Origin of the sequence: Halalkalicoccus subterraneus (genome assembly GCF_003697815.1) — an archaeon.
GTDB lineage: Archaea > Halobacteriota > Halobacteria > Halobacteriales > Halalkalicoccaceae > Halalkalicoccus > Halalkalicoccus subterraneus.
Window position 1 is genome coordinate 1 of the sequence record NZ_RDQG01000080.1, and the last position, 22,957, is coordinate 22,957.

Here is a 22,957-nt window from a genome sequence, read left to right on the forward strand (position 1 = left end):
GAGGAGATGGTGAGATAGACCATATCGTCGGGGTTGCGATCGGCGTGAAAGCGCTCGCCGATGACGCCCGCGATGGTGTCGTTGTGGAGGTACACTCGCTCGGAATCGATGAGCTTCTCGACGGGGCCGGTCAGAGGAATCGTTTCCACGGTATCGGGGAGGTTCGCGGGGTTCTCGATCGTCCCCGCCGCCAGGTCGAACGGGCCGAAGCTGCCGATCCCGGCGGCCTCGACCGTCCCCGAGGCGACGTCGGCCTCCTCGCAGGCCTCCCGAAGCGTGCGCAGGACGGCCTCGGTGACGTCGATCCCGGTCGGCCCCTGCGGGGTCGCTCGACGGGCGAGCGCGAGGATCTCGCTCTCCTCGTCCGCGACCGCTGCCCGGATGTTCGTCGCCCCGAGATCCACGCCGGCGTAGTGTGCCATCTTCGTTTCACGAAACGATCCGCCCGCCACTTAACTACATAGATTCGGCGAACGATGTCATCGGCATCCATGCACAGTCCGGGTCCGTCTTTATCCGCCTTCCCGTCGTATCACCGCCATGGCAACTGACAACAGCCAGCCGACCGAGGACGACACCGGTAAGACCGTCATCGACTCGACCGGCGAGGAGATCGGCATCGTCAGCGCCGTCGAAGGGGGGACGATCCACGTCGAGACCGACCCCGGCCTGACCGACAGCATCAAGGCCACGCTGGGCTGGGGCGACACCGACGGGACGCAGACGATCGCCCCCGCACACGTCGCCGAGATCACCGACGACGCCGTCCACCTCGCCCCCGACGATCCCGAGGCAACGGACGTCGACGCCGGCGCGACGACCGGGACTGGGACCGGGACCGAGGCGGGAACGGACGCGAGCGGCGACGAGGGAACGATCGCGGACGATACGGGCTCCGGGATGGGCCACGAGCAGGGAGCCACGACCGATAGGAACGACCTCCCACCCGAGGAGCGCGACGACGACCCCATCGCCGGCGACCTTTCGGGCGACGAGACGGCCGCCGAGATGGACGACGCCGGCGACCTCACCGACCAGCGGACCACCGGCGAGCGCGGCACGGACGAACTGACCGACGATGGCGTCTCGGAGCGCGACGCTGACTCCGCGAGCGACGAGATGGGCGTCCCCGCCGGCGAGGACGACGCTGCCGACGGCGCGATGGACGGGCAGGACGCCAACGAGCGTCCACCGGGCGTCGAGGACACGTCGGGCCGCGAGGACGTGCAGGACGAACAGGTCGATGACCTCCGCGGGGAAGAGGACGTGCAGGACCCGGTTCCCGACGAGCCGCGCGACACCGAGGACGTCCGGGACAACGCCGAGGAGCTCAATCCCGAGTCGGAGGCCGACCCGGAGGACCAGCCCTCGACGAGCGAGGCCGTGACCCGCGGGGCCGAGGAGGACGCCGAACTCGGCCGTGACGACGATGAGGACGAGGACGATCGGGACCGGCTCTGAGGCTCAGTCCCGAACGAACGTTACCGGACAGGGTGCCGACAGCATCACTTCCTGGGCGGTGCTGCCGAAGACCGCCTTGCCCGTGGGACTGCGTCGCCGGCCGCCCACGATGATCCGGTCGGCATCGACCGCCTTCGCCAGATCGACGATCGCCTCGCCGCGATCGCCGACCTCGCCGCGGATCTCGTAGTCGACGTCGACGGCGTCGAGCGACTGGGCGACCGTCCGGGTCGTGACGTGCCGGGAGGCGACGTCGCTGGGATCGGGGTTCTCGCTCGCGTCGAAGTCGAGGCGCTCGATCACCTCGTCGAACTCCTGGTCGCTGAAGACGTGCGAGAGTACGACGCGTGCCCCGGTTGGTTCGGCGATCTCGATCGCGGTCTCGGCGAGTCGCTTCGCTCTGTCCTCGTCCTCCTGGCCGACGGCCAGGACGATCGTTTCGATGGCCATGCTGGCCCGTACACGGGCCGTCGTTATAAACGTGGGTCGGTATCGGCAAGGGCTATGTCGCGTTCGACCCAACCACCGGTATGATCGAACCCGACCTCGACGGGCACACCGTTCTGGTCACCGGCAGCGCGAAGGGACTCGGCCGCGCGCTCACGCTCGCCTGTGCCGAACGGGGCGCGGACGTCGCCGTCCACTACCACACCAGCGGGGACGACGCCCACGAAATCGCCGAGCAGGCTCGACGAGAAGGCGTCGAAGCGACGACCGTTCGCGGTGACGTGACCGCCCCCGAGGCCGTCGAGGGACTGTTTGAGGCGGTCGAGTCCCAACTGGGCGCCGTCGACGTGCTGGTCAACAACGTCGGCGCGTTCGCGCCCGCCCACTGGGAGGAGATGGCCTTCGAGACGTGGCAGACGGTCATGGAGACCAACGTCACCGGGACGTATCTCTGCTCGAAGCGCGCGCTTCCGGCGATGCGCGAGGCGGGCTGGGGGAGGATCGTCAACGTCGGGTACGCCTCCGCCGAGAAGGGACTGATCAACCCGAAGAACGCGCCCTACTTCATGGCGAAATCGAGCGTGTTGATGTTCACCCGGATGCTCGCCGCCGACACCCAGTCGGACGGGATCACGGTCAACGCGGTCTCGCCGTACGTGATCGAGAACTCCGACGAGTTTCCCGACGAACTCCCGCAGGGCAGGCCCGCGGGCTTCGAGGACGTCACCCAGGCGGTGTTCACCTTCCTCGAGAAGGGAAGCGATTACATCAGCGGCGCGAACGTCGAGGTCTCGGGCGGGTGGCTGCCCGAGGACGTCTGAGATCCGCGGCCGTCCTCGTCCGCGCCACACGAGTTATACGGCCGCCCATCGAACGCGATACCGTATGGCCATCACGCCGCACGCGAGGCGTCACTCACGAGAATCGGGGGTGAACCGCCGGTGGGCGAGCTAACGGGCCTGTTCTCGCCCGACCGGGTCGCCGTCGTCGGGGCCACCCCGCGGGAGGGGTCGGTCGGCCACGCGATCACGTCGAACCTGCTCGCGAGCTTCGACGGCGAGGTCGTCGGCGTCAACCCGAACTACGAGACGGTGCTGGACGCACCCTGCGTCGACTCGCTCGAAGAGGCGGGCGATCCCGACCTCGCGGTGGTGGTCGTCCCGCCGCGGATCGCGCTCGATGCGGTCCGCGAGGCCGGCGAGATCGGGGTGCGAAACGTCGTCGTGATCACCGCCGGCTTCGCCGAGACGGGCAGTGAAGGGGCGAGCCGCGAGCGCGAACTCCGAGGGATCGCACACGAGTACGACCTCAACCTCGTCGGGCCCAACAGTTTGGGAGTGATGAGTACGCCCCTCGGACTGAACGCCACGTTCGGGCCGGACGACGCCCTCGAAGGGAGCCTCTCGTTTATGAGCCAGTCGGGGGCGTTCGTCACGGCGGTCATCGACTGGGCCAACGATCAGGGAATCGGCTTCAAGGACGTCGTTTCTCTCGGTAACAAGGCGGTACTCGACGAGGTCGACTTCGTCGAGACGTGGAGGGACGACGAGGACACCGACGTGATCATCGGCTACCTCGAGGGGATCTCGGAGGGTCGGGAGTTCATCGAGACGGCCCGCGAAGTCACCCGGGACACCCCGGTCGTCCTCGTCAAGTCCGGGCGGACCGACGCGGGCGCGCAGGCCGCGTCCTCACACACGGGGACGATCGCCGGCTCCGAGCGGGCCTACGAGGCCGGACTGGAGCAGGCGGGCGTCCTTCGGGCCGAGTCGGTGCAGGATCTCTTCGACTCGGCGAGAATGCTCGCGAACCAGCCCCTGCCCGACTCGGAGACCGTCGCCGTCATCACCAACGCGGGCGGCCCCGGCGTGATGTCGACGGACGCGGTCGGCGATTCCCGGCTCTCGATGGCCTCCTTTTCCGAGGGAACCATCGACCGCTTCCGCGAGTCGCTACCGGCAGAAGGGAACGTCTACAACCCCGTCGACATCGTCGGCGACGCCGACGTCGAGCGCTTCGCGGGCGCGCTCGATACGGCACTCGCGGACCCGAACGTCGGGATGGCCCTCGTCCTCTCGGCGCCGACCGCGGTGCTCGACTACGAGGAGCTGGCCGAGCGGACCATCGAACTGCGCGCGAAACACGACAAGCCCGTCGCAGCCTGCTTCATGGGCGGCGAGCGCGTCGCACCCGCGGCCGAACTCCTCCGAGACGCCGGCATCCCCAACTACTTCGACCCCGCCCGCGCGGTCGACAGCCTCGATTCGCTCGCGGAGTACCGCGAGATCAGAGGGAGAGAATACGACGCCCCCGCCGAGTTCGACGTCGACCGCGAGCGAGTCAGGGAGTTGCTCGACCGCGCGGAGGACAGGGGGGACAACCGGATCGGCGTCGAGGCGATGGGAATACTGGAGGCGTACGGGGTTCCGATTCCGGAGGGCGAGGTCGTCTCCGACCCCGCCGAGGCAGAACGCATCGCGGCCGAGATCGACGGCGAGGCCGTGATGAAGATCGTTTCCCCCGATATCATGCACAAGTCGGACATCGGCGGGGTGAAGGTCGGCGTCGCTCGCGAGGACGTCTACGACGCCTACGAGGACCTCGTGACCCGCGCCCGGAACTACCAGCCCGACGCGACCCTGCTGGGCGTCCAGGTCCAGGAGATGGTCGACCTCGATTCGGGGGTCGAGACCATCGTCGGGATGAACCGCGACCCGCAGTTCGGCCCGCTCCTCCTCTTCGGCCTCGGCGGGATCTTCGTCGAGACCCTCGAGGACGTGACCGTCCGGGTCGCGCCCGTCAGCGGGAACGAGGCGGGCGCGATGATCGACGAGATCGACGCCGCGCCCCTCTTGCGGGGCGCCCGGGGACGCGAGCCCGTCGACGAGGCCTCGATCACCGAGACGATCCAGCGCCTCTCGCAGCTCGTGACGGATTTCCCCGAGATCGTGGAACTGGACATCAACCCGCTGGTCGTCACGCCCGAGGAGGCGACGGCCATCGACATCGCCCTCACCGTAGAGCAATGACCCGAACCGTACTCATCACCGGCACCGAGGACAGCACAGGAAAGACCGCCATCGCGCTCGCGCTCGGACAGCTGGCCGCCGAACAGGGCCTGAACGTGGGTTACATGAAACCGAAGGGCACGCGCCTGCAGAGCAACGTCGGCAAGACGATCGACGAGGACCCCCTGCTCGCCCGCGAGCTGCTCGATCTCGATGCGGAGATGCACGAGCTCGAGCCGATCGTCTACTCGCCGACGTTCGTCGAGGAGGCGATCCGCGGCCGGGAGGACCCCACAGAGCTGCGCGAGACGGTACGGGAGAACTTCGAGGCGCTCGCGGCGGAGCGGGACCTGATGCTCGTCGAGGGCGCGAGCGACCTCGATACCGGCGGGATCGTCGATCTCACGGACGCCGACCTCGCCGACCTGTTCGACGCCGAGGTAGTGTTGATCTCGCCCTACGCGAGTGCGGGTGACACCGACGCGGTCCTCGGGGCCGCCGACCGACTGGGAGACCGTCTCGCGGGCGTCGTCTTCAACGCCGTGGGCGACGCGAGTTTCGACTCGCTCGAATCGGACACCGTCCCCTTCCTCGAAGGTCGGGAAATCCCGGTGTTGGGAGCGCTCCCCCGAACGCAGGAGCTGGCGGGCGTCACCGTCGGCGAGCTCGCCGACGAACTGGGTGCCGAGCTGCTGACGGACGCAGCTACTGACGAATTCGTCGAGCGCTTCCTCGTCGGCGCAATGGGCGGCGATTCCGCGCTTCGCCATTTCCGGCGGGCTCGCAACGCCGCGCTGATCACCGGCGGGGATCGCTCGGACGTCCAGACCGTGGCGCTCGAGGCCTCCGGCGTGAAGTGTCTCGTCCTCACTGGCGGGCTTCGTCCCTCCGGTGCCGTCGTCGGGAAGGCAGAAGAGAAGGGCGTCCCGGTCATGGTCGTTCGATCCGATACGCTCTCGACGATCGAGCGCGCCGAGGAGGTCGTCAGGCGGGGGCGGACCCGTAGCGCCGAGACGGTCGCGCGGATGCGCGCGCTCATCGAGGAACACGCCGATACCGGGGCGCTCCTCGGCGGCGACTGACGCCCCAAACCGCCCGCCATCGTTCGATTCTCGCCGCAAGCAGGCGCAAGCCGACCGTAGTTATGTGCTCGCCCCCTCGATTCGTTCGTGACGACGTCATTGCTCTCGGACGGCTTCGGCGGGTCGCTTCGGCTCATCACCCACGAGGACGGCGAGGCCCTCGAGTGCTGGACGCTCGCCCCCGAGGACCCCGACGACGACCGGCGTTACACCGCTTGGATCAGTGCCGATCCCGAGACGGTCGTCGATCTCGACGAGCACCGGTAGCTACCGAACGTCAACGCCCCACGTCACGTGCGCCCACGCACGCTCGTAGACGTAGTACGTCCCCGTTTTCAGCAGGTTCGTCGCCACCCCGATGCTGAGCGCCTCGCCCGCCGCCCCGGTCACGAGAAACGCCACGCCCGCCGTGATCGCGAACATGAACAGCCGGTAGCAGACCGTCTTGACGATCGCACGCGATCGGCTCTGGCTCGGTTGCCGCGCGAAAGCTGCGTCAGTCATGGTATTTCGTCTCGGTACTCCCTGTTCACTCTACCGATTCAGGTTACTTTCTGTGTTAATGTAACCTTATACGATTACTCATCGGGATCGCTTGACTCACGGTGGGCGCGCTCGACGGCATCGAGCAGTCCGTTCGCTGCGTATGCCAGGTGCGACACGCAGTCGCAGTCCGAAGCTCCGAACCCGTCGATCCCGGCGTCAGGAAGCGTCCGGCCGACCGCACATTCGACGTCCTCCTCGGGCGTGCGAACGACGGCTTCGATCGCCGCGGTGGGGTGGCCGAGCAGGTAATCGACGTGCCAGTGGCGGGTATCGCGTTCGCCGCGGGCGAGTTCGCGGTGTCTGTCGACCCGCGAGAATCCGCCGGGGCCGAAGGCGCTTCCGGTGTAGGCGTAGCGTCCCGCCGAGAATTCTTGGGTGCCGAGCGCGCCGACGTCGATCGTCGCCGGCTCGGGAAGTGCGATCACGAGCGTGTAGGTGCCGCCCATGTTCGTCCGTCGGTCGGCCGAGAGAGGACGGTTACGGTTCGGACCGCGGATCACCGGCGTTGGCCAGCCCGGCGACGAACTGCTTGATGACGGTCCCCTCCGCACGGTGAAGCGTCTCGCTCGCGGTCGATTTCGCGACCCCGAGTTCGTTGGCGAGGTCGGTGAGCGAGCATCGACGAGGAGTGTCGTAGTAGCCGTTCTCGACGGCTGCAAGCAGGACCTCACGCTGGCGTTCGGGGAGGGGGTGTTCGACTCGCACCTGCTCGCGCACGTACTCGACCTCGAAGTCGAGCCCGAACGCCCGCAGCTGTTCGCCCAGCTTCGAGAGGCGTTCTCTGGAAGCGGTGATTTCGACGGTCGCGCTCCCGTCGCTGATATCGATCGGGAGCTCGATCGCGATCCCTGACTCGCGCGCCGAGAGCAACAGCAGGGGCTGGGTGGTCTCGAACTGCACGAGCGTCCCCCGATCGCCCCGGTGGAGTACCGAACAGGCCGTGACGTCCTCCGCCCCGCGCATCCACTCGACGACCGCCTCGCGGTCGGGCCCGTCGATCCGCACCAGTCCGAACCCGACCCCGTCGCCGGGCATCGCGGCTAGCACCCGGACGTTCGTCTCGGGGTGCGCCCGCGAGACGTCGGCGATCCAGACGCCCTCCGGAAGGCCGATCGAGAGGCGTGCCTCCGCCATCAGCGCCACCCCCACAGGTTCGGGCGACGAGCCGGCCACGCTAGCAGCAGAACATGAACGGGTACATCAGCCCCACCCGGTCGCCCTCGTCGAGCTCGGTGTCCAGCCCCTCGTAATGTTCGTTGAACCGACCGTTGACCGTGACGCGGGCGTACGCGCGCGTCTGCTCGCCCTCGGGGTTCTTCTTCCAGGTACCCGGTAGCTCCTCGGGCGGGGTCGCCCAGCCGTGGGCGGTCGCGTCGGCCTCGGTTTCGGCGATCAGCAGGTCCGCGATGTCGTACTCGGCGAACAGTTCGTCGAGCAGCTCCCGAAGCGTCGTTCCCTCGAAGCTGTACGAGAACCGGTGTTTCCCGACCGCGTCGTAGACGTGACCGGTACAGACGACGGTCACGGTGGTTCGGGGCCGCGGTTCGGACTCGGGGTCGGCCTCTGTCGTGCTCACGTCCGACAGTAGACACTCGACCACTGAAACCACGAGTACGAACATGTTCGGCTCGGACTCGGCTCATGGACCCGTCCGTTCGGCCGGGTGGTCGACGAAAGAGCCCCTCGTGGGGTCGCTGTAGGGTTCGCGTTCGCCGCTCCGTCCCCGCGCTGTCGGCCACACGGTCGTGTGTGAATCGACGGGCGACATAACTCTTGTCCGGTCTACGGCCCCCGGAGGGCGTTCGCTCCCAGCGCGAGGACGACGACCGACAGGAGCACGAGGAACAGCGAGAACGCGACCCCCCACGAGGCGATGTCGGCGACGGACCCGACGACGGCGCTCCCGGTCGCACTCACCAGCATGTAGCTCGTGCGCACGAGCCCGAAGCCCGCCCCGCGCTCCTCGGGCGAGAGGTAGTCCATGAATCGGGGGAGGACCGCCGCCCCCCAGCTCATGGCCGTGCCGACGAGTGTGATCGCGGCTCCCACGACGAGCAGGCTCGACCCGAGGACCAGCAGGCCGTAGCCCGCGATTCCGAGCAGGGCGCAGGCGGCCGCGACCGCCTCGCGGCCGAAGCGGTCCGACAGCGAGCCGATCGTCGGCTGGGTGAGCCCGTGGATCACGAAGTACGCCGAGAAGAAGGCGCTCGCGAGCCCGATCGAGTAGCCGTGGTGGGCGACCAGAAAGGTCGGCAGGAAGGAGGCGGTGGCCTGCCAGACGAACTCGAAACAGATCGCGAGCAGTGCGGTGAAGGCGATCTGCGGGCGGGTCAGAAGCTCCGTCAGGGGCCCGAGCGCGATCCGGTCGCGCATGGGTTGGTTCGGGCGCGCGGGCTCGGTTTCTCTCACTTTCCACGCGAACAGGAAGAAGATGGGGGCGGCACTCAGCGCGCCCAGCCCGATCGAGTAGCGCCAGCCGATCCGGCTGGCGACCGCGGCGGCCGCAAGCGGTGCGAGCAGGCCAGCCAGGGGTGCACCGGAGTTGTGGATCCCGATCGCCGAGCCGATGTTCTCGAACTCCTTGGTCAGCAGGGTGGTAGCGACGCTGTAGTGAAGCCCCGCGACCGCACCCAGACAGACCGTCAGAGCGAGGAAGACCCAGATCGACGGCGAGAGCGCGAGCGCTCCGCTCGCGAGCGCGGTCAGCCCGATCGCCGCGAGGATCACCGAGCGCTCGCCGTAGCGATCCGCGAGGATCCCCGAGGGGAACTGCGAGAGCGAGTAGGCCATCCACAGCCCCGTCAGCGCCACGCCGGTGACCGTCGAGGTGACGCCGAACTCCGCCTCGATGGCGGGGACGACGGGGCTGATCACGAGCCGGGCAACCATCGTCGCGAAGAAGGCGAGCGTACACAGCGCGAGAACCGTCGTCCGGTACGTCCACCGACCCATTACGCTAGGCTCGTCGGCCCGCCCCGAAGTCCCCATCGGTCCCGGAAGCTATGTCACCCCGTCCCCTACAGGGGGGTATGAACGTCGTCACCCTGCTACCCTCGGCCACGGAGATCGTCTGCGCGCTGGGCGTCGAGCCCGTCGGGACCTCCCACAGCTGCGACCACCCACCGGAAGTGCGCGAGCTGCCCGACATCACCCGCTCGTCGGTCGACGAGAACGCCGACAGCGCGACCATCGACGAGCAGGTGCTCGACGCCGAGCGTGCCGGCGGAGTCTACGAGATCCGACTGGACGCCCTAGAGCGCGCCGACCCCGACCTGATCGTCACTCAGGGGATCTGTGACGTCTGTGCGGTCGACACCGTCCTGGTTCGCGAGGCCGTCGCGGAGCTGGACCTCGACTGTGAGGTGCTCACGACCGATCCCCACGGTCTGGAGGACGTCTTTTCGGATATCGCGCGGATCGGGCGGGCCGTTGGTCGGGAGGAACAAGCCGACGAGTTGGTCGCCGACTGTCGGGCGCGCGTCGAGCGGGTCCGCGAGCGCGCGCCCGACGACCCCGAAGAGCGCCCGCGGGTCCTCGATATCGATTGGATGGACCCGGTGATGATCGGGGGCCACTGGGTGCCCGAGCTAGTGGGAACCGCGGGCGGCGAGTACGGCATCGTCGACGCAGGGGAGGCCTCGACGCCCGTCGAGTGGTCCACCGTGGTCGAGTTCGACCCCGAAACGCTGATCGTTGCACCGTGTGGGTTCGGGATCGAACAGACCGAACGGAACCTCGCGGAGCTTCGGGGGCGGGCGGGCTGGTCGGAACTGACTGCCGTCCGCGAGGGTCGCGTCTACCTGATCGACGGCTCCACGTACATGAACCGACCGAGCCACCGGCTGGTCGATTCGCTCGAACTGCTCGCGGGCGCGCTCCATCCCGACCGGTTCGACCTGCCCGCGGCCGATGCGCTCTCTCGTCTCCCGCCCGAGTCGCTCTCGGCGGATTGATCGGCCCCGGATCCCCATAGCGGACTCCTCCGGAGAGCTATAGAGGAATCGTCGCGCAACCTGCAGGCAACCCGGGCGAATCAGGCGTAGGCCTCGAACTCCTCGCCGAACGCGAGGAAGTAGGCGGTTCCGATACCCCCGATCAGGCTCGCGAGCGCGAACGCGACGGTCGGGCTGCCGGCGTATGCCAGGCCGGTGCCGGGGATCGAGAGCCCGCCGTAGATGGCCCCTCCGAGGGCGGCGCTCGGGATCACGACCGCGTTGCGCACGAGGTAGTACGCCCCCGAGACTCTCCCTCCCGTATCGCGCTCGGCCGGTCCGACGATCAGCGCTTTATGAGCAGGTAGCCCGGCGAAGCGCAACCCCGAGAAGGCAAAGAGCAGCGCGACGACGACGGCGTTGGCGGGCGCGGAGATCAGCAGGACCGGAAACACGGCGTAGACCGCGAACCCGAGCGCGACGATGGGTTTCAGACCGACCGACTCGGCGAGCTTCGCGGCCGGCGGCATCGAGACAAGCGCGATCACCATCTCGATCGCGAGCAACACGCCGAAGAAGACGGCCGGCGAGAGCTCGATCGGACCCACGGTGAGCCCGACTTCGAGGAACTGGGTGACGACGATGACGAAGAAGACGTAGACCATGCCGTTGGCGAACCGCACGAGAGTGTCGCCGACCAGCAGCGGTCGGAGCTCCGGGGGCAGCGCACGCAGGTCCTCGCGGATCGAGGCCAGTCCCTCGAACTCCTTACCGATTGAGGTGTCCTCGGCCTCGTAGAGGTAGTGCTGGGCGGCCGTCGCGAGCAGACCGAAGACGACCGCGACCGCGAGCACGTACTGGAAGCCGACGGCGAAGTCCGCGAAGAAGTACAGGACCCCGGCGGCGATCAGCGGGCCGACGAGGAAGGCCGAGCGCCGGAAGACTTCCGTACTGGCGAAGCCGCGGGCGAGCCGGGAGGGCGGGACCGACTGTTTGACGATGGCGAAGGTCGCGCCCAGCCCGAAGGACTTCCAGGCTTGGGCGAGAAAGAGGCCGACGAAGATCCAGATCCAGGGCTCGAGGACGACCCCGACGACGACGATCGTTCCGAGGTTTGGCGCGAGAAGCCAGAACAGAAAGCCCAGACTCGAAAGCAGACCGAAGACCGTCAGGGAGATCCGCGAGCCCATCCGGTCGGAAAGCGCGCCGCCGGGATATGGATAGACGGCGCTGATGACGTTCCCCACCGTTCCGAACAGGCCGATGACGAAGGTACTGGCCCCCAGCGCGGCCATGTACTCGGGAACGTACCGCGAGGTCATCTGGAAGCCGAGGCTGAAGGCGAACATCGCAAGCGAAAGGACGAGCACGTCACGCTCCAGCGAGAAGAACTGTTTGTACGCCGCGAGGGTGTCCGGCGAGTCGGTTTCGGCCGTCATCCGTGGACACGTTCGTCCGCCGCCGCCCGGTTCGCGCCCGTCGCTGCAGGCAGTCGGGTTCGGATCGCCGAGGTCGCGACCATGGGTATCGTCGTTTCTCCCCGTAGATAGGGTTTCGCCCCGATGGTCCACTCGCCCATGACGACCCTCGTGTCGAGACCCGACCGTCCCGCCCGCTCCGAGAACGCGCTCGGTATCCGGTCGTGTGGCGTTGTCCGACGGACGAACGCGATCTCGTCGATCTGAGACGGCTCTCCGGTGCATTCGGTCGCGATAGAACGGGAGACCGCGGCGCCGCGAAACTCGCGGAAAGAGAACCATCCCCGATGCTCCGAGTCGGGTGGGTCGAACGCGGTGGTAGCGTGGACTCAGGTGACAACCTGCGTTGGCGCGGTGAACGGCCGTGTGTCAGATGGGTGCCTCTGACAGTGCCCCGTTGACACGGCACTCCGGCTACGGAAGGGACCGGAAAAACGATCCGGTGCAACCCGTTGCGGTCGATTTCTCGTCGAATGCAACCAGTTGCATTCACTCCAGCAGCCCGTCGAAGCTCGTCTGTTCTGCGGCCCGCAGCGTGCGGTGGAACGTCGAGCGGTTGATGCCGAGGCTTTCGGCGAGCTCGGCCCCGGTGATCCGGCGGGGCGTCTCGAAGTAGCCGCTCAGGTGGGCGATCCGCAGGATCTCTCGCTGGCGGTCGGTCAGATCCGCGGCGATCCCGTTCCGTCGTTCCTCGCGGGTTCGCGGCGGGCGGTCGAGGTCCCACCGGCCGGTCAGTTCGACGCCGTCGTACTCCGCTTCGAGCGCCTCACAGAGCGCGCGAACGTCGTCCTCGACGGCGGTTTCGGCGATGACGGTCGTTCCCTCGGGCGTCGCCGTCAGCGAGCTGATCGATACGCCGCGATCCAGAAACGGCGAGAGCAGACACGGCGGGCGGACCGCGCAGTCGAGCAGTGTTCGCCCGTCGGCCTCGGTCGGGTTACAGGAGGTGACCCGCGCGTCGTCGTCGGCCGCCCGCTGTACGCGATCCGCGGGCGCGTCGACGGTGCAGAACCAGCGGATCGTCCCGTCGTCACGGGGGACGACCCCTCGGTGGTCGAGCTTCCCGCCCACCGCGAGCGCGGCCGGCAGGCACTCGGGGTCCTCGACGGCGAACCGGAGCTCGGTGACGCCGTCGCTCGCGAGCGCGTTGCGCGTCTCGACGGCGTCGATCGCGTAGCCGACGGTCTCGCCGAGCTCGACGAGCACCTCGCGTTCGTCCTCGCGGAACGCCCCGCCGTCGACCGCGTGGACGCTCAGCACGCCGTAGCTGCGGTCGCGGTGGCCGAGCGGTACGGCCGCCACAGCCCGGTAGTCCTGCGAGAGCGCGTCGGCGCGCTGGCTGGCACACCCCGACTCGATCAGCTCCCGCTCGATCACCGGCTCTCCGGTCCGGGCCGCCCGCGCGGCCGCCGAGTCCTCGCGGTCGAGTCCGTCGAGCGCGGATTCGGTGATGCCCGCCTGCGCCGTCGGGACGAACCCCTCGCGTCGCTCGCCCACCCACGCGAAGCGATACGGGTCGGCGGCCGCGAGGCGCTCGCAGACGGTTCGAGTGATCTCCTCGCGGCTGTCCGCCCGGACGAGCGCCCCGGTCACGCCGCGGACGAGGTCGGTGACGTGGTTGAGGCGTTCGAGCTCGGCGTTCGCGCGCCGGAGCTCCTCGCGGCGGGTCCGTAGGTCGCGCTCGCGGTTCGTTCGGTCGAGGGCGGCCTCGACGTTGTCACAGAGCACGCGTACGACCGACAGCCGCTCCTCGTCGACCTCGTCCCACAGCGCCAGCACGCCGTGGGAACCCAGCGGAATCGCGGTGAGATCCCCCTCGCGCTCGACGGCCCGCTCGACGAACGCCGTCCAGACGGGGCCCCCGTCGATCCGGGGCTCGCGCTCGACGAACTCCGCGGCCGCGGGGGCGTGCGCTGCCGGCCGGAGGACCGGCCCGTCGGCGTCGAAGCGGTAACCCGCTACCGCCGACAGCCCGAGGTGCTCGCGGGTGGCCGCGACTGCGGCGTCGTAGACCGCCGCCTCACTGTCCGCGCGCATCATCTCCCGGGTCGTCCCGTGGAGCCCCGACAGCGCGTCCTCGCGGCGCTTCTGTCGGGTGATGTCCTCGATCGCGAAGACCGCCCCGTCGAACGTGCCGTCCTCGAACAGCGGCGCGGCGTTGATCCGCAGCCAGCGCGTCCGCCCGCCGATCTCCGCGCGGTAGCGACGCCCGTACATCGGCTCGTCGCGCTCCCTGACGAGGTCGAACGGCCGTTCTCCGGGTGTGAGCGGTTCGCCGTCCGCGATCAGCTGCCAGGGGAACGCCTCGAAGGGCGTGCCGGCGATCCCCTCGACGCCGGCGAGCTCCTCGGCCCGCTCGTTGGCGAAGGTGATCGTGCGGTCTTCGTTTAGCACGAGGATCATCACCGGGCTCGTCTCGATCAGCCACTCGGTGCGGTCGCGCTGACAGCGGAGCGTGCGCTCGACGCGCTTTCGGTGGGTGACGTCCGTCGCGATCCCGGCGATGTCGACGATCTCGCCCTCCTCGTCGCGGACCGGGAACCCCCGGTCGTGGACCCACCGGAGCGACCCGTCGGGCCGGCGGACCCGATAGACCTCGTCGAACGCGCCGGTGTCGATCATCCCCTCGATCGCGCGCTCGACCCGCTCGCGGTCCTCGGGATGGATCGCCTCGATCGTCGTCCGGGGGTCGCCCTGGAGCCGCTCGCGCGGGCGACCCCAGATCTCCTCGAACGCCGGGTTGACGTAGATCGTCCTGAACTCCGGATCGCTGATCCAGAATCCCTCCGAGGCGTTCTCGGTGAGCCGGCGGAACGCCCGCTCGTACTCGCGGACGCACCGCTCGATGCGATCGCTGGCTCCCATCTCACCGACCCCCGATCCGTCGTCGCATGTCAACCGACATGGCCGATCGGATCATAAACCCTCCCCCGAACCTTTGTGTTCGTCGCCCGTCGTCCGACCATGACACCGCTTCCGAGCGCCCGCTCGAACGGACGGACGCCGCGAGTTACCTCCTCCGGGGTGGGCGGGCGATGATCGAGATCTCGGACCTCGACCACGTCGCGATCCGCGTCGGCGATCTCGACCGGGCGCTCGGGTTCTACCACGACCTGCTCGGCCTGCCCGTTAGGGATCGCGAGAAGTTCGAGGACGGCGAGCTGCCGTTCGTCGCGGTCGCCGCCGGCGGTCGGCATCTCCATCTCGTGCCCGTCGAGGAGGAGTTCGACGTCGACGGAGAGCACGTCTGCCTGCTGCTTCGCTCGGACGACACCGACACGCGGGGGGCGATCGAGGACTACCTCGATGAGCTTCGCGAGTCCGGCGTCGAGGTCGAAGAGGGCGAACCGCGCGAGCGCCTCGGCGCCTACGGCCGGGACTGGGCCGCCTACGTCCGCGACCCGGACGGCCGGCGCGTCGAGCTGAAGTTCCACTGAGACCGGCCCGCGACGCCTTCCGTAGCATCCGCCTCGGCGGTCGTGGAGCGGTGATACCCCGACGGCGCCTCGCGGTTGTCGGGGTCGTCCGCGTGGGCGTCGCCGAGGACGAGCATGCTCCGGATTACCCGCCCGGCGGCGTAAGCTTGCCGCGCCGACAGGCCTAAGCCGTCTCTGATGCTCGTGAACGTGTGTCTCGGTTCACGAGGCGGGAGCGCCGTTCAGCCCATCGCGTCCCCCGCGAGGCGGTCGTCCGCGCGTGGCTCGCCCGTGAGCACGAGGGTGACCCGCCCTCGACGGCGAGCGGGGCGTTCGATGCACTGCTGACCGAGAACCCCGGCGCGGCGGCCTTTCTCTGGCGCGACGCGCCCCACGCCTGTTACCGACTGTCGCTCTCGCGGGCGCGTTTCGACCGCCTGCACGTCATCGAGGGGCCTCCCGAACTCGGCTGGGGGGCGCTCTCGCCCGACGGAACCGTCGAGGGCTGTGCCCGCCGGATCGACCGGGGGGATCCCGACCGACTGGCCCGCACGACGGGCGTCGACGTCCCTGCGATCGAGCGCCTCTCGCGGGAGCTGCCCGACGACGACCCGTTGGTACTCTCCACCCGTCGGGGGGCGGTGCCCTGGCACGTCGCCGACGGCAACCACCGGGCGGTCGCGACGGCGCTTTCGCTCCGTCGGGGCGCGGGCTACGAGCCGCGGACGGCGTACCTCTGTGTCGGCGCGAACCCGATCCTCGAACCGCTGCTCCAGCGGATTCGCGGGCTGTTGTGACAGTGCCGCTTCCTTTCCAAAACGCAATAAGGGCATGGCCCCACTGTTCGCCCATCGTGACGACACAGATCACGCTGGTCCAGATCGACAACTACGGGCCGTGGACCGTTACGCCCGAGCCCCGCCGGGAGGTCGATCTCCAGACGCTGCAGTCGCGCCTCTACGCCGACCTCTCCCAGCAGATCGGCCGGGAAGGGGGGTACGTCTTCTTCACGCGCTTCGACAACATGATCGCCGTCACCAACGGGCTCTCGCGTGCCGACCACGACCTGATCCAGGAGTCGGTCGGCAATCGCTATCCCGTCTCGGTCAGCATGGGGATCGGCACGGACCCGTCCCCGCGGGCGGCGCTCGCCGACGCGACTCGCGTGCTCCAGACCGCCGGCAGCGCCCAGGACGGCGAGCGCCGCGAGATCCTCGGCGGCGAGGTTCTCCCGGAGGACGATCGAACCGACGACGACGTCCAGATCGCCCACTTCGACGTGATCGACGTCACGGGTACCTACACCGACCGGGTCGACGCCTTCGAGACGTTCATCGCCATCGAACAGGGTTACGCCGCGCTGATGCGCCACATGCACGCCGAGCACGACTCGCTTTCCTTCTTCGTCGGCGGCGACAACATCATCGCGACCTGTCCCGACCTCTCCCAATCGGCCTACGAGGCAGCCATCGCGCACGTCTCGGAGGCGGTCGACGTCGATCTACAGGTCGGCGTCGGGCGCGGCCGGAGCGCCCACGACGCCGGCATGGCCGCCAAACACGCCCTGGAGGAGTGTCGCCACAACGGCACCCGCGTCGAGCGCACCGCCGTCGCGGACGACTGACCCACGAGTATGTACACCGTTACCGTCACCACCGATTTCGTCGCACAGCACTTCCTCACCGTCCCCGACCCCGGTCCTGAGGGCCAGGTCCACTCGCATCACTACGAACTCGCCGTCGAGTGCGAGGGTCCCGAGCTGAACGAGTACGGCTACCTGCTCGACATCGACGACCTCACGGCCGCGATCGACGGGATCGAGGAGCGCTACCGCGACGAACTGCTCAACGACCTGGATGACTTTTCGGATCTGAACCCGAGCGTCGAGCAGTTTGCGCGGATCGTCGCCGACCGGCTCGCCGGCGATCTCAACGCCCCCAAAGTCGAAACCCTTCGCGTGAGGATCCACGAGGACGAGATCGCGTGGGCGGCCTACGAACGGGCGATCTGATGCATATCGGCCTCGTCGTCTACGGCGACCTGGAGCCTCGCTCCGGAGGATATCGCTATGACCGCCGCCTCGTCGAGGGGCTCAGAGCGCGGGGCGACCGGGTCGACGTGATCTCCCTGCCCGAAACGAGCTATCCGGAGAGCCTCGCCCACAACCTTTCTCCACGTGTTGCCCGCGAGTTCGACCGCCCGTTCGACGTCCTTCTCCAGGACGAGCTCTGTCACCCCTCGCTCGTGGGGCTGAACCGTCGACTCGACGCCGAGTACCCGATCGTCTCGGTCGTCCACCACCTCCGCGCGAGCGAGTCGACGGGTCTCGAACGCCGGCTGGTCGGCGCGATCGAACGCGCGTACCTTTCGACGGTCGACGCCGTGATCTGCAACAGCCGCCCCACCCGCGCCGCGGTCTCACGGCTGACGGATGTCCCAGGAATGGTTGCGTGGCCGGGTGCGGACCGATTCGACGGTCTCCCGTCCGACGAGGAGATCGCGAAACGCGCCCGACGCGAGCCCTTCGAGGTGATTTTCGTCGGCAACCTCATTCCGCGCAAGGGCCTCGACTCGCTGGTTCGCGGGCTCGCAGGGACCGACGCAGACTGGCGGCTCACGGTCGTCGGGGGCGAGAGCGATCCCGACTACAGTGGGAAAATCCACGACCTCGTTTCTGAATTGGGGCTCGAAGACCGGGTCGAGTTCACGGGCTGGCTCGACGACGACGCGCTCGCCGCATGTCTCGAATCGTCGGATCTCTTGGCCGTCCCCTCGACCCACGAGGGCTTCGGCATCGTCTACCTCGAAGGGATGGCGTTCGGCCTCCCCGCGCTCGCCACCACGGCGGGCGGGGCTCGTGACCTCGTGACCGACGGCGAGACGGGCTTTCTCGTCGACCCCGGTGACCACGGAGCGATCACGCGCGCGATCGAGACCTGTGCGGGCGACCGCGACCGACTGGTCGGGATGAGTCTCGCGGCCCGTCGGCGCTTCGAGCGCCACCCGACGTGGGACGCGATGGCCGGCCGGATACGGGCCTTCCTCGAAACGCGTCTCGCCTGAGTCACTCCGCGTACGAGATGGGATCCTCGCTTCCCGCACGCTCGAAGGCCTCCTTCCGGTAGGTACACGAATCACACGTTCCGCAGGCCGGCGCTTCCTCGCGATAACAGCTCCACGTGTGTTCGTAGGGCACGCCGAGGTCGAGCCCGCGCGCTGCGATCTCGGTCTTCGAGTCCTCGACGTAGGGCACCTCGATCGAGATCTCCGTCTCGGGCTTCGTCCCCGTGTCGACCACGTCTTGAAAGGCCTCGAAGAAGGCGGGCCGGCAGTCGGGATAGCCCGCGAAGTCCTCGGAGTGTGCGCCGATGTAGATCGCCTCCGCGCCGCGGGCCTCGGCGTAGGAGACCGCCATCGACAGCAGGTTCGCGTTCCGGAAGGGAACGTACGTATCGGGAATTTCTTCCTCGTCGGTGGCGTCGCCGACCGCCATCGACTCGTCGGTCAGACTCGACCCGCCGATCGCGCTCAGGTGGTCGGTTTCGATGTGCAGGAAGTCGGCGGCGTCGAGGTCCTCGGCGAGCCACTGTGCACACTCGTACTCCTTTCCCTCCGTCCGCTGGCCGTAGGAAGTGTGCAAGGCCGCGATCTCGTAGCCCTTTTCCTTAGCTTCGTAGGCGGCGGTCGCGCTGTCCATGCCCCCCGAGAGGAGGACGACGGCTTCTGACATGGGCGAGTGGACGTGATGGGGGTGGATAGACCCCTCGGATCAGGTCCCCGGCGCGTCGTTCCACAGGTCGACGTGCAGCCGGGGCGTGTAGCGAAAGCCGTACTCCATCGCGAGTTCCGCCACCCGATTGCGGGTTTCGTCCAGTCGCTCGCGGGTCGCGCCCTCGGGCATCAACAGCACGTCCTCGTCGCTGATTTCGACCCGTTCGCGCAACCGCGAGAGCAGGTCCGTGATCTCGTCCATGTCCTCTCGACTCGTCACGACGAACTTCAACTGATGATCGTAGCGCTCGCAGATCCGGGAGAGGGTATCGAGGTCGATCCGCCGGTCCTCGTGGCGTTCCTCCCATTCTCCCTCTCCCTTGGGATCCTTCTCGGACGTCGGCGTGCTGCTCGCGAGTTTGGGGCTGACGCTCGCCAGGTCGAGGGGCGCGTCGGGCACCACGGTCCCGTTGGTTTCGACGGTGGTGTGATAGCCCGCCTCGGCGAGCCGAGTCAAGAGGAGTTCGCTCGTGTCGTGGATCAGCGGCTCGCCGCCCGTGAGGACGACGTGGTCCGTGCCCTGCTCCTCGATCCCCTCGATGATACTCCCGACGTCCATCCAGTCGCCCGAGGGCTCCCACGAGGTGTGATACGAATCGCAGAACCAACACCGGAGGTTGCAGCCGCTCGTGCGGACGAACGTCGAGGGGACGCCGGCAAGCTTCCCCTCGCCCTGCAGCGAGTAGAACAGTTCGTTGATCGGGAGGGCTGGTTCGTCCCCGGTTTCCGATCCGGTGGCCTCCTCGCTCGTGGCGTCGCCGGTGCCCTGCGGACGGCTCATACCCGTTCGTGGCGACCGACCGGGGTGAGGGTTACGGCTCCGGTCGACTGCCTGCACTTTTAAGGACGTGACCGGTGTGGATAGGGTATGGCACTCATCGAAATCACCGTCGACCATCCGTCGCTGATCAGCACGGGCGAGGACGCGGAAGCATCGACCGACGCGGGCGGCCTCTTCTCGGGCAGCGGAGGCGACGAAGGGGACCGAAACGAAGGTGAGACGACGGACGACGACCTCGGCGATACGCTCAAAACCGCCAGCACGCTCCTCACTACGGCGACGACCGTTGCGGGCGTGCTCAAACAGCTCCGGGAGGACGAAGACGAATCCGGCTCGGCGGTCGAGGTCGCAGAAGAGCTGTTCGAGGACGAGGACGAAGACGTCGGCGGCGACGACGAGGTCGACTCCTTCGAGGAGGACCTCGTCGAGGAGGTCAACGAAGACATCGGCGACGAGGACGAGGAGTCCGAAGCCGAGGACGAGACTGCCGACGAGGAGGCAGAATCGGGCCGCGGACTCGGCGTGACGGTCGCGTTCGTGCTCGTCGTCGTGCTCGTCGCGTTCGCGCTCTGGTCGCGGGGCGACGACGAGAACGTCGACGACGACTGGGACTGAATCCACGAGATTCGCCGATTCGCAACCCTCCGTTTTTCGACGTAAATGAGAACGAACAGTCGTGTTTAGCGCCGCAAAACGCCGTCACCACGCGCCGGATCTTCCAGTCGCACTCACTCCTCCCGGTCGGCACGTTCGCGCCACGCCGCTTGCTGTCTGCGCTCGGCGACGTGGGATCGCCCCTCGGCCAGTTCCTCGCGCAGGTCGCACTCGAAGGCGACGACCGACGCGAGCATCCCCCGCTGGAACGCCTCGACGAGCTCGTAGGTCCACGCGTCCCCGACCGCCCCCGCCGGCAGGTGGTCGTCGCGCAGCTCGTCGGCGAACCCCTCGTAGCCCAACGCCCGCAGCTCCCGCTCGGCGACCGCAAAACGGTCCATCGCGTGGCCGACCTCGTGGTGGAAGGCGAGCAGGTCGCCGTAGGCGCGGTGGAGGTACTCGATCCCGAGCTGGCACTCGTGGAGGAGTTCGCGCTCCGCGTCGGTCGGCCCGTCGTCCGAGTCCATGTGGGATGATACCATGGGAATACGAATAACGTTTTCCCGGCGGGTTCGGCCATAGTAGGGTTTATGGACGCCTCGGCCGCTAGAAGCGTCACACATGGTTCCCCCCGCCCGCTTTCTGCTTCGGGTCGATCTCGCGGCCGAGACGGTCTCTCGGAAACGGATCCCCGAGCCGTGGCTCGAACGCTACGTCGGCGGGAAGGGACTCGGCGCACGCTACCTCTACGAGGAGCTCGACCCCGGTATCGACCCGCTTGGCCCCGACAACGCCCTGTTGTTCGCGACGGGCCCGCTCACGGGCCGGGCACCGGGCGAGGCGCGCTACGCCGCGATCACCAAATCGCCGCTGACGGGGGCGTTTCTGGACTCGTACAGCGGCGGCGAGTTCGCGGGGGCGCTGGGCGGCGCCCTCTCGGACTGTCTCGCCATTCTCATCACCGGCCGGGCCGACGAGCCGATGGCGCTCGCCGTGGAGAACGGCGAGGCGACCCTCGAACCCACCGACACGTGGGGAGCCGATGCCGCCGAGACCGCGGCGGCCTTTGAGGGACACGTCGCCTGCATCGGCCCGGCGGGCGAACACCGGGTGAACTACGCGACCATCGCCGCCGACGGCGGCGACCACCACGCCGGCCGGGGTGGCGCGGGCGCGGTGATGGGCGCCAAGCGACTGAAGGCGGTCGTCGCCCGCGGCGAGGCTCCTGCGGAGGACGCCGAGTTACGCGAGATCTACGAGGAGCGCTTCGCGGACGACGACACCGGGCGCTGGCAGGCCGCAAGCGAGACGCTCGAATCGGTGGATTTCGCCGACGAGGTCGGCGCGCTCGCGACCCGCGGCTGGCAGGAGAACCGCTTCGAGGGGATCGAGGGGATCGGTATCGAGGCCGCCCGCGCCGCATCGACCGGCCGAGAGAGCGAGGGGGCGATCCCGGGGGGGTTCACCGTCCCTACGGACGACGGCGAGAGCGTTCCCCGAGGGGCGACCCAGATGACGCTCGGAGCCGGGTTGGGAATCGACGAGTTCGACGCGGTCGCCGCGCTCGGCGCCCGGTGCGATAGGTTGGGAATCGACGTGATCTCGGCGGGCAACGCCGTCGCGTGGGCGATCCGCGCGAGCGAGACGGGGCTGATCGAGCGCGAACTCGCCTTCGGCGACGAGGAGGCCGCCCGCGACCTGCTAGAGGAGATCGCGACCCGCGAAAGCCCGCTGGGGGCGGCGCTCGCGGACGGGGTCGAACGGGCCGCCGAGGCGTTCGGCGGCCGGGATTTCGTCCCCGCGATCAAGGGGATGGAGCTGCCCGCCTACGATCCCCGCGGCACCCGCTCGATGGCGCTGGCCTACGCCACGAGCGACCGCGGGGGCTGTCACCGACGGGCTCGCCCCATCGAGGACGAACCGTTCTCCCGCTGGGACGACGCCGAGCGCGTCGAGCGCGTGATCGCCGAGCAGAACCGCCGTTCGGTGCTGTGGAGCCTGATCGTCGACGACTTCGTCGGCGAGTCCTTTACCGACCTGGGCGCGGCGTGGCTCTCGGAGCTGGGCTACGACCTCTCTCCGACCGATCTGGCTGCCCTCGGCGAGCGCGTCTGGACGCTCACCCGCCTGTTCAACGTCCGCGAGGGGCTCGCTCGTGAGGCCGATCGGGTTCCCGAGGCGCTCACCCGGCCCGCGAGCGACGGGGAGGCGATCGACCCCGACGCGTTCGAGGAGCTGCTCGATCGCTACTACGCCGCCCGCGGGTGGGACCGGCGGGGTCGGCCAACCCGTGAGACGCTCGAACGACTGGAGCTGGACGAACTCGACCTCACATGACCGACAGCATCGACCTCGACGAGATCGAGACCGAACCCGACGAGGAACCCCAGCCCAACCGCGGCGACTGGTTCTGGCGCGGTGAGGGCGACCCCGACGAGGAA

26 protein-coding genes and 1 pseudogene are annotated in these 22,957 nt (G+C 68.5%); 14 read left to right on the forward strand and 13 right to left on the reverse strand.

Annotation, left to right across the window (positions count from 1 at the left end; all coding sequences use genetic code 11):
- Positions 1 to 422: ROK family protein (locus EAO80_RS17030; protein ID WP_162994058.1), on the reverse strand; the 422-nt coding region annotated here is incomplete at its 3' end.
- Between the two features lie 118 nt (positions 423 to 540).
- On the opposite strand from EAO80_RS17030, the gene EAO80_RS17035 reads away from it, so the two are divergent.
- The gene (locus EAO80_RS17035; protein ID WP_122091037.1) at positions 541 to 1,461 is read left to right on the forward strand and encodes a DUF2171 domain-containing protein; all 921 of its coding nucleotides are present in this window, start codon (positions 541 to 543) and stop codon (positions 1,459 to 1,461) included.
- A gap of 3 nt (positions 1,462 to 1,464) precedes the next feature.
- Here the strand turns inward: EAO80_RS17035 and EAO80_RS17040 are convergent, their stop codons facing one another.
- Positions 1,465 to 1,911: a universal stress protein gene (locus tag EAO80_RS17040; RefSeq protein WP_122091038.1), complete on the reverse strand. Its 447-nt coding sequence runs from the start codon at positions 1,909 to 1,911 to the stop codon at positions 1,465 to 1,467.
- Positions 1,912 to 1,991: 80 nt separating this feature from the next.
- Between EAO80_RS17040 and EAO80_RS17045 the strand changes: the two genes are divergently transcribed.
- From EAO80_RS17045 to EAO80_RS17060, 4 genes are all read left to right on the forward strand, one after another.
- Complete coding sequence (locus tag EAO80_RS17045; protein ID WP_122091039.1) at positions 1,992 to 2,729, forward strand: SDR family NAD(P)-dependent oxidoreductase; 738 nt, start codon at positions 1,992 to 1,994, stop codon at positions 2,727 to 2,729.
- Positions 2,730 to 2,849: 120 nt separating this feature from the next.
- Entirely contained in the window at positions 2,850 to 4,937 is a 2,088-nt protein-coding gene (locus tag EAO80_RS17050; protein WP_122091040.1) for an acetate--CoA ligase family protein, read from the forward strand.
- Entirely contained in the window at positions 4,934 to 5,998 is a 1,065-nt protein-coding gene (locus EAO80_RS17055) for a phosphotransacetylase family protein (protein ID WP_122091041.1), read from the forward strand. The genes EAO80_RS17050 and EAO80_RS17055 overlap by 4 nt, the downstream gene beginning before the upstream one ends.
- 87 nt (positions 5,999 to 6,085) lie before the next feature.
- Positions 6,086 to 6,265, forward strand: coding sequence for a DUF7511 domain-containing protein (locus EAO80_RS17060; protein WP_122091042.1), 180 nt, complete (start codon positions 6,086 to 6,088; stop codon positions 6,263 to 6,265).
- On the opposite strand, the gene EAO80_RS17065 is transcribed toward EAO80_RS17060, so the two are convergent.
- The 5 genes from EAO80_RS17065 to EAO80_RS17085 all read right to left on the reverse strand — a co-directional run bounded on the left by EAO80_RS17065 (position 6,266) and on the right by EAO80_RS17085 (position 9,496).
- Complete coding sequence (locus EAO80_RS17065; RefSeq protein ID WP_122091043.1) at positions 6,266 to 6,502, reverse strand: DUF2061 domain-containing protein; 237 nt, start codon at positions 6,500 to 6,502, stop codon at positions 6,266 to 6,268.
- A gap of 74 nt (positions 6,503 to 6,576) precedes the next feature.
- Positions 6,577 to 6,990 (reverse strand): GIY-YIG nuclease family protein, encoded by a 414-nt coding sequence (locus tag EAO80_RS17070; RefSeq protein WP_122091044.1) that lies wholly within the window; start codon positions 6,988 to 6,990, stop codon positions 6,577 to 6,579.
- Between the two features lie 31 nt (positions 6,991 to 7,021).
- On the reverse strand, positions 7,022 to 7,678 hold the full coding sequence (locus EAO80_RS17075; RefSeq protein WP_122091045.1) for a helix-turn-helix domain-containing protein: 657 nt from the start codon (positions 7,676 to 7,678) through the stop codon (positions 7,022 to 7,024).
- Between the two features lie 40 nt (positions 7,679 to 7,718).
- The gene (locus EAO80_RS17080) at positions 7,719 to 8,165 is read right to left on the reverse strand and encodes a MoaD/ThiS family protein (RefSeq protein ID WP_122091046.1); all 447 of its coding nucleotides are present in this window, start codon (positions 8,163 to 8,165) and stop codon (positions 7,719 to 7,721) included.
- A 161-nt stretch (positions 8,166 to 8,326) separates the two neighbouring features.
- A complete protein-coding gene (locus tag EAO80_RS17085) occupies positions 8,327 to 9,496 on the reverse strand; it encodes an MFS transporter (protein ID WP_122091047.1) in 1,170 nt (389 codons plus the stop codon).
- Positions 9,497 to 9,573: 77 nt separating this feature from the next.
- On the opposite strand from EAO80_RS17085, the gene EAO80_RS17090 reads away from it, so the two are divergent.
- Complete coding sequence (locus tag EAO80_RS17090; protein WP_122091048.1) at positions 9,574 to 10,497, forward strand: ABC transporter substrate-binding protein; 924 nt, start codon at positions 9,574 to 9,576, stop codon at positions 10,495 to 10,497.
- 80 nt (positions 10,498 to 10,577) lie between these two features.
- Here EAO80_RS17090 and EAO80_RS17095 read toward each other — a convergent pair whose 3' ends face one another.
- From EAO80_RS17095 to EAO80_RS17100, 3 genes are all read right to left on the reverse strand, one after another.
- Positions 10,578 to 11,915 carry an MFS transporter gene (locus EAO80_RS17095; protein ID WP_122091049.1) on the reverse strand — a complete coding sequence of 446 codons (1,338 nt, stop codon included), beginning with the start codon at positions 11,913 to 11,915 and terminating at the stop codon, positions 10,578 to 10,580.
- A complete protein-coding gene (locus EAO80_RS19915; protein WP_162994059.1) occupies positions 11,912 to 12,055 on the reverse strand; it encodes a hypothetical protein in 144 nt (47 codons plus the stop codon). Before EAO80_RS19915 ends, EAO80_RS17095 begins: the two co-directional genes overlap by 4 nt.
- Positions 12,056 to 12,443: 388 nt before the next feature.
- Entirely contained in the window at positions 12,444 to 14,819 is a 2,376-nt protein-coding gene (locus tag EAO80_RS17100) for a PAS domain S-box protein (RefSeq protein WP_122091050.1), read from the reverse strand.
- Positions 14,820 to 14,989: 170 nt separating this feature from the next.
- Between EAO80_RS17100 and EAO80_RS17105 the strand changes: the two genes are divergently transcribed.
- The 5 genes from EAO80_RS17105 to EAO80_RS17125 all read left to right on the forward strand — a co-directional run bounded on the left by EAO80_RS17105 (position 14,990) and on the right by EAO80_RS17125 (position 18,433).
- Positions 14,990 to 15,391, forward strand: a complete 402-nt coding sequence (locus EAO80_RS17105) for a VOC family protein (protein ID WP_122091059.1) — start codon at positions 14,990 to 14,992, stop codon at positions 15,389 to 15,391.
- A 191-nt stretch (positions 15,392 to 15,582) separates the two neighbouring features.
- Positions 15,583 to 16,167 (forward strand): hypothetical protein, encoded by a 585-nt coding sequence (locus EAO80_RS17110; protein ID WP_122091051.1) that lies wholly within the window; start codon positions 15,583 to 15,585, stop codon positions 16,165 to 16,167.
- Between the two features lie 53 nt (positions 16,168 to 16,220).
- Positions 16,221 to 16,994, forward strand: coding sequence for a GTP cyclohydrolase III (locus EAO80_RS17115; protein WP_122091060.1), 774 nt, complete (start codon positions 16,221 to 16,223; stop codon positions 16,992 to 16,994).
- 9 nt (positions 16,995 to 17,003) lie between these two features.
- On the forward strand, positions 17,004 to 17,381 hold the full coding sequence (locus EAO80_RS17120) for a 6-pyruvoyl trahydropterin synthase family protein (RefSeq protein ID WP_122091052.1): 378 nt from the start codon (positions 17,004 to 17,006) through the stop codon (positions 17,379 to 17,381).
- Positions 17,381 to 18,433, forward strand: a complete 1,053-nt coding sequence (locus EAO80_RS17125; protein ID WP_122091053.1) for a glycosyltransferase family 4 protein — start codon at positions 17,381 to 17,383, stop codon at positions 18,431 to 18,433. The genes EAO80_RS17120 and EAO80_RS17125 overlap by 1 nt, the downstream gene beginning before the upstream one ends.
- A gap of 1 nt (position 18,434) precedes the next feature.
- Here EAO80_RS17125 and queC read toward each other — a convergent pair whose 3' ends face one another.
- Together queC and EAO80_RS17135 are read right to left on the reverse strand one after the other, a co-directional pair.
- The gene (gene queC / locus EAO80_RS17130) at positions 18,435 to 19,100 is read right to left on the reverse strand and encodes a 7-cyano-7-deazaguanine synthase QueC (RefSeq protein WP_122091054.1); all 666 of its coding nucleotides are present in this window, start codon (positions 19,098 to 19,100) and stop codon (positions 18,435 to 18,437) included.
- Positions 19,101 to 19,139: 39 nt separating this feature from the next.
- Positions 19,140 to 19,922: a 7-carboxy-7-deazaguanine synthase QueE gene (locus EAO80_RS17135; RefSeq protein ID WP_122091055.1), complete on the reverse strand. Its 783-nt coding sequence runs from the start codon at positions 19,920 to 19,922 to the stop codon at positions 19,140 to 19,142.
- 87 nt (positions 19,923 to 20,009) lie between these two features.
- On the opposite strand from EAO80_RS17135, the gene EAO80_RS17140 reads away from it, so the two are divergent.
- Positions 20,010 to 20,537: a hypothetical protein gene (locus EAO80_RS17140; protein WP_122091056.1), complete on the forward strand. Its 528-nt coding sequence runs from the start codon at positions 20,010 to 20,012 to the stop codon at positions 20,535 to 20,537.
- 113 nt (positions 20,538 to 20,650) lie between these two features.
- Here EAO80_RS17140 and EAO80_RS17145 read toward each other — a convergent pair whose 3' ends face one another.
- Positions 20,651 to 21,043, reverse strand: coding sequence for a hypothetical protein (locus EAO80_RS17145; protein ID WP_122091057.1), 393 nt, complete (start codon positions 21,041 to 21,043; stop codon positions 20,651 to 20,653).
- A gap of 94 nt (positions 21,044 to 21,137) precedes the next feature.
- Between EAO80_RS17145 and EAO80_RS17150 the strand changes: the two genes are divergently transcribed.
- Positions 21,138 to 22,853, forward strand: coding sequence for an aldehyde ferredoxin oxidoreductase family protein (locus tag EAO80_RS17150; RefSeq protein WP_122091058.1), 1,716 nt, complete (start codon positions 21,138 to 21,140; stop codon positions 22,851 to 22,853).
- Positions 22,850 to 22,957 (forward strand): annotated as a pseudogene (locus EAO80_RS21040) (DUF7124 domain-containing protein); the annotation flags it as partial. The gene EAO80_RS17150 and the pseudogene EAO80_RS21040, both read left to right, overlap by 4 nt.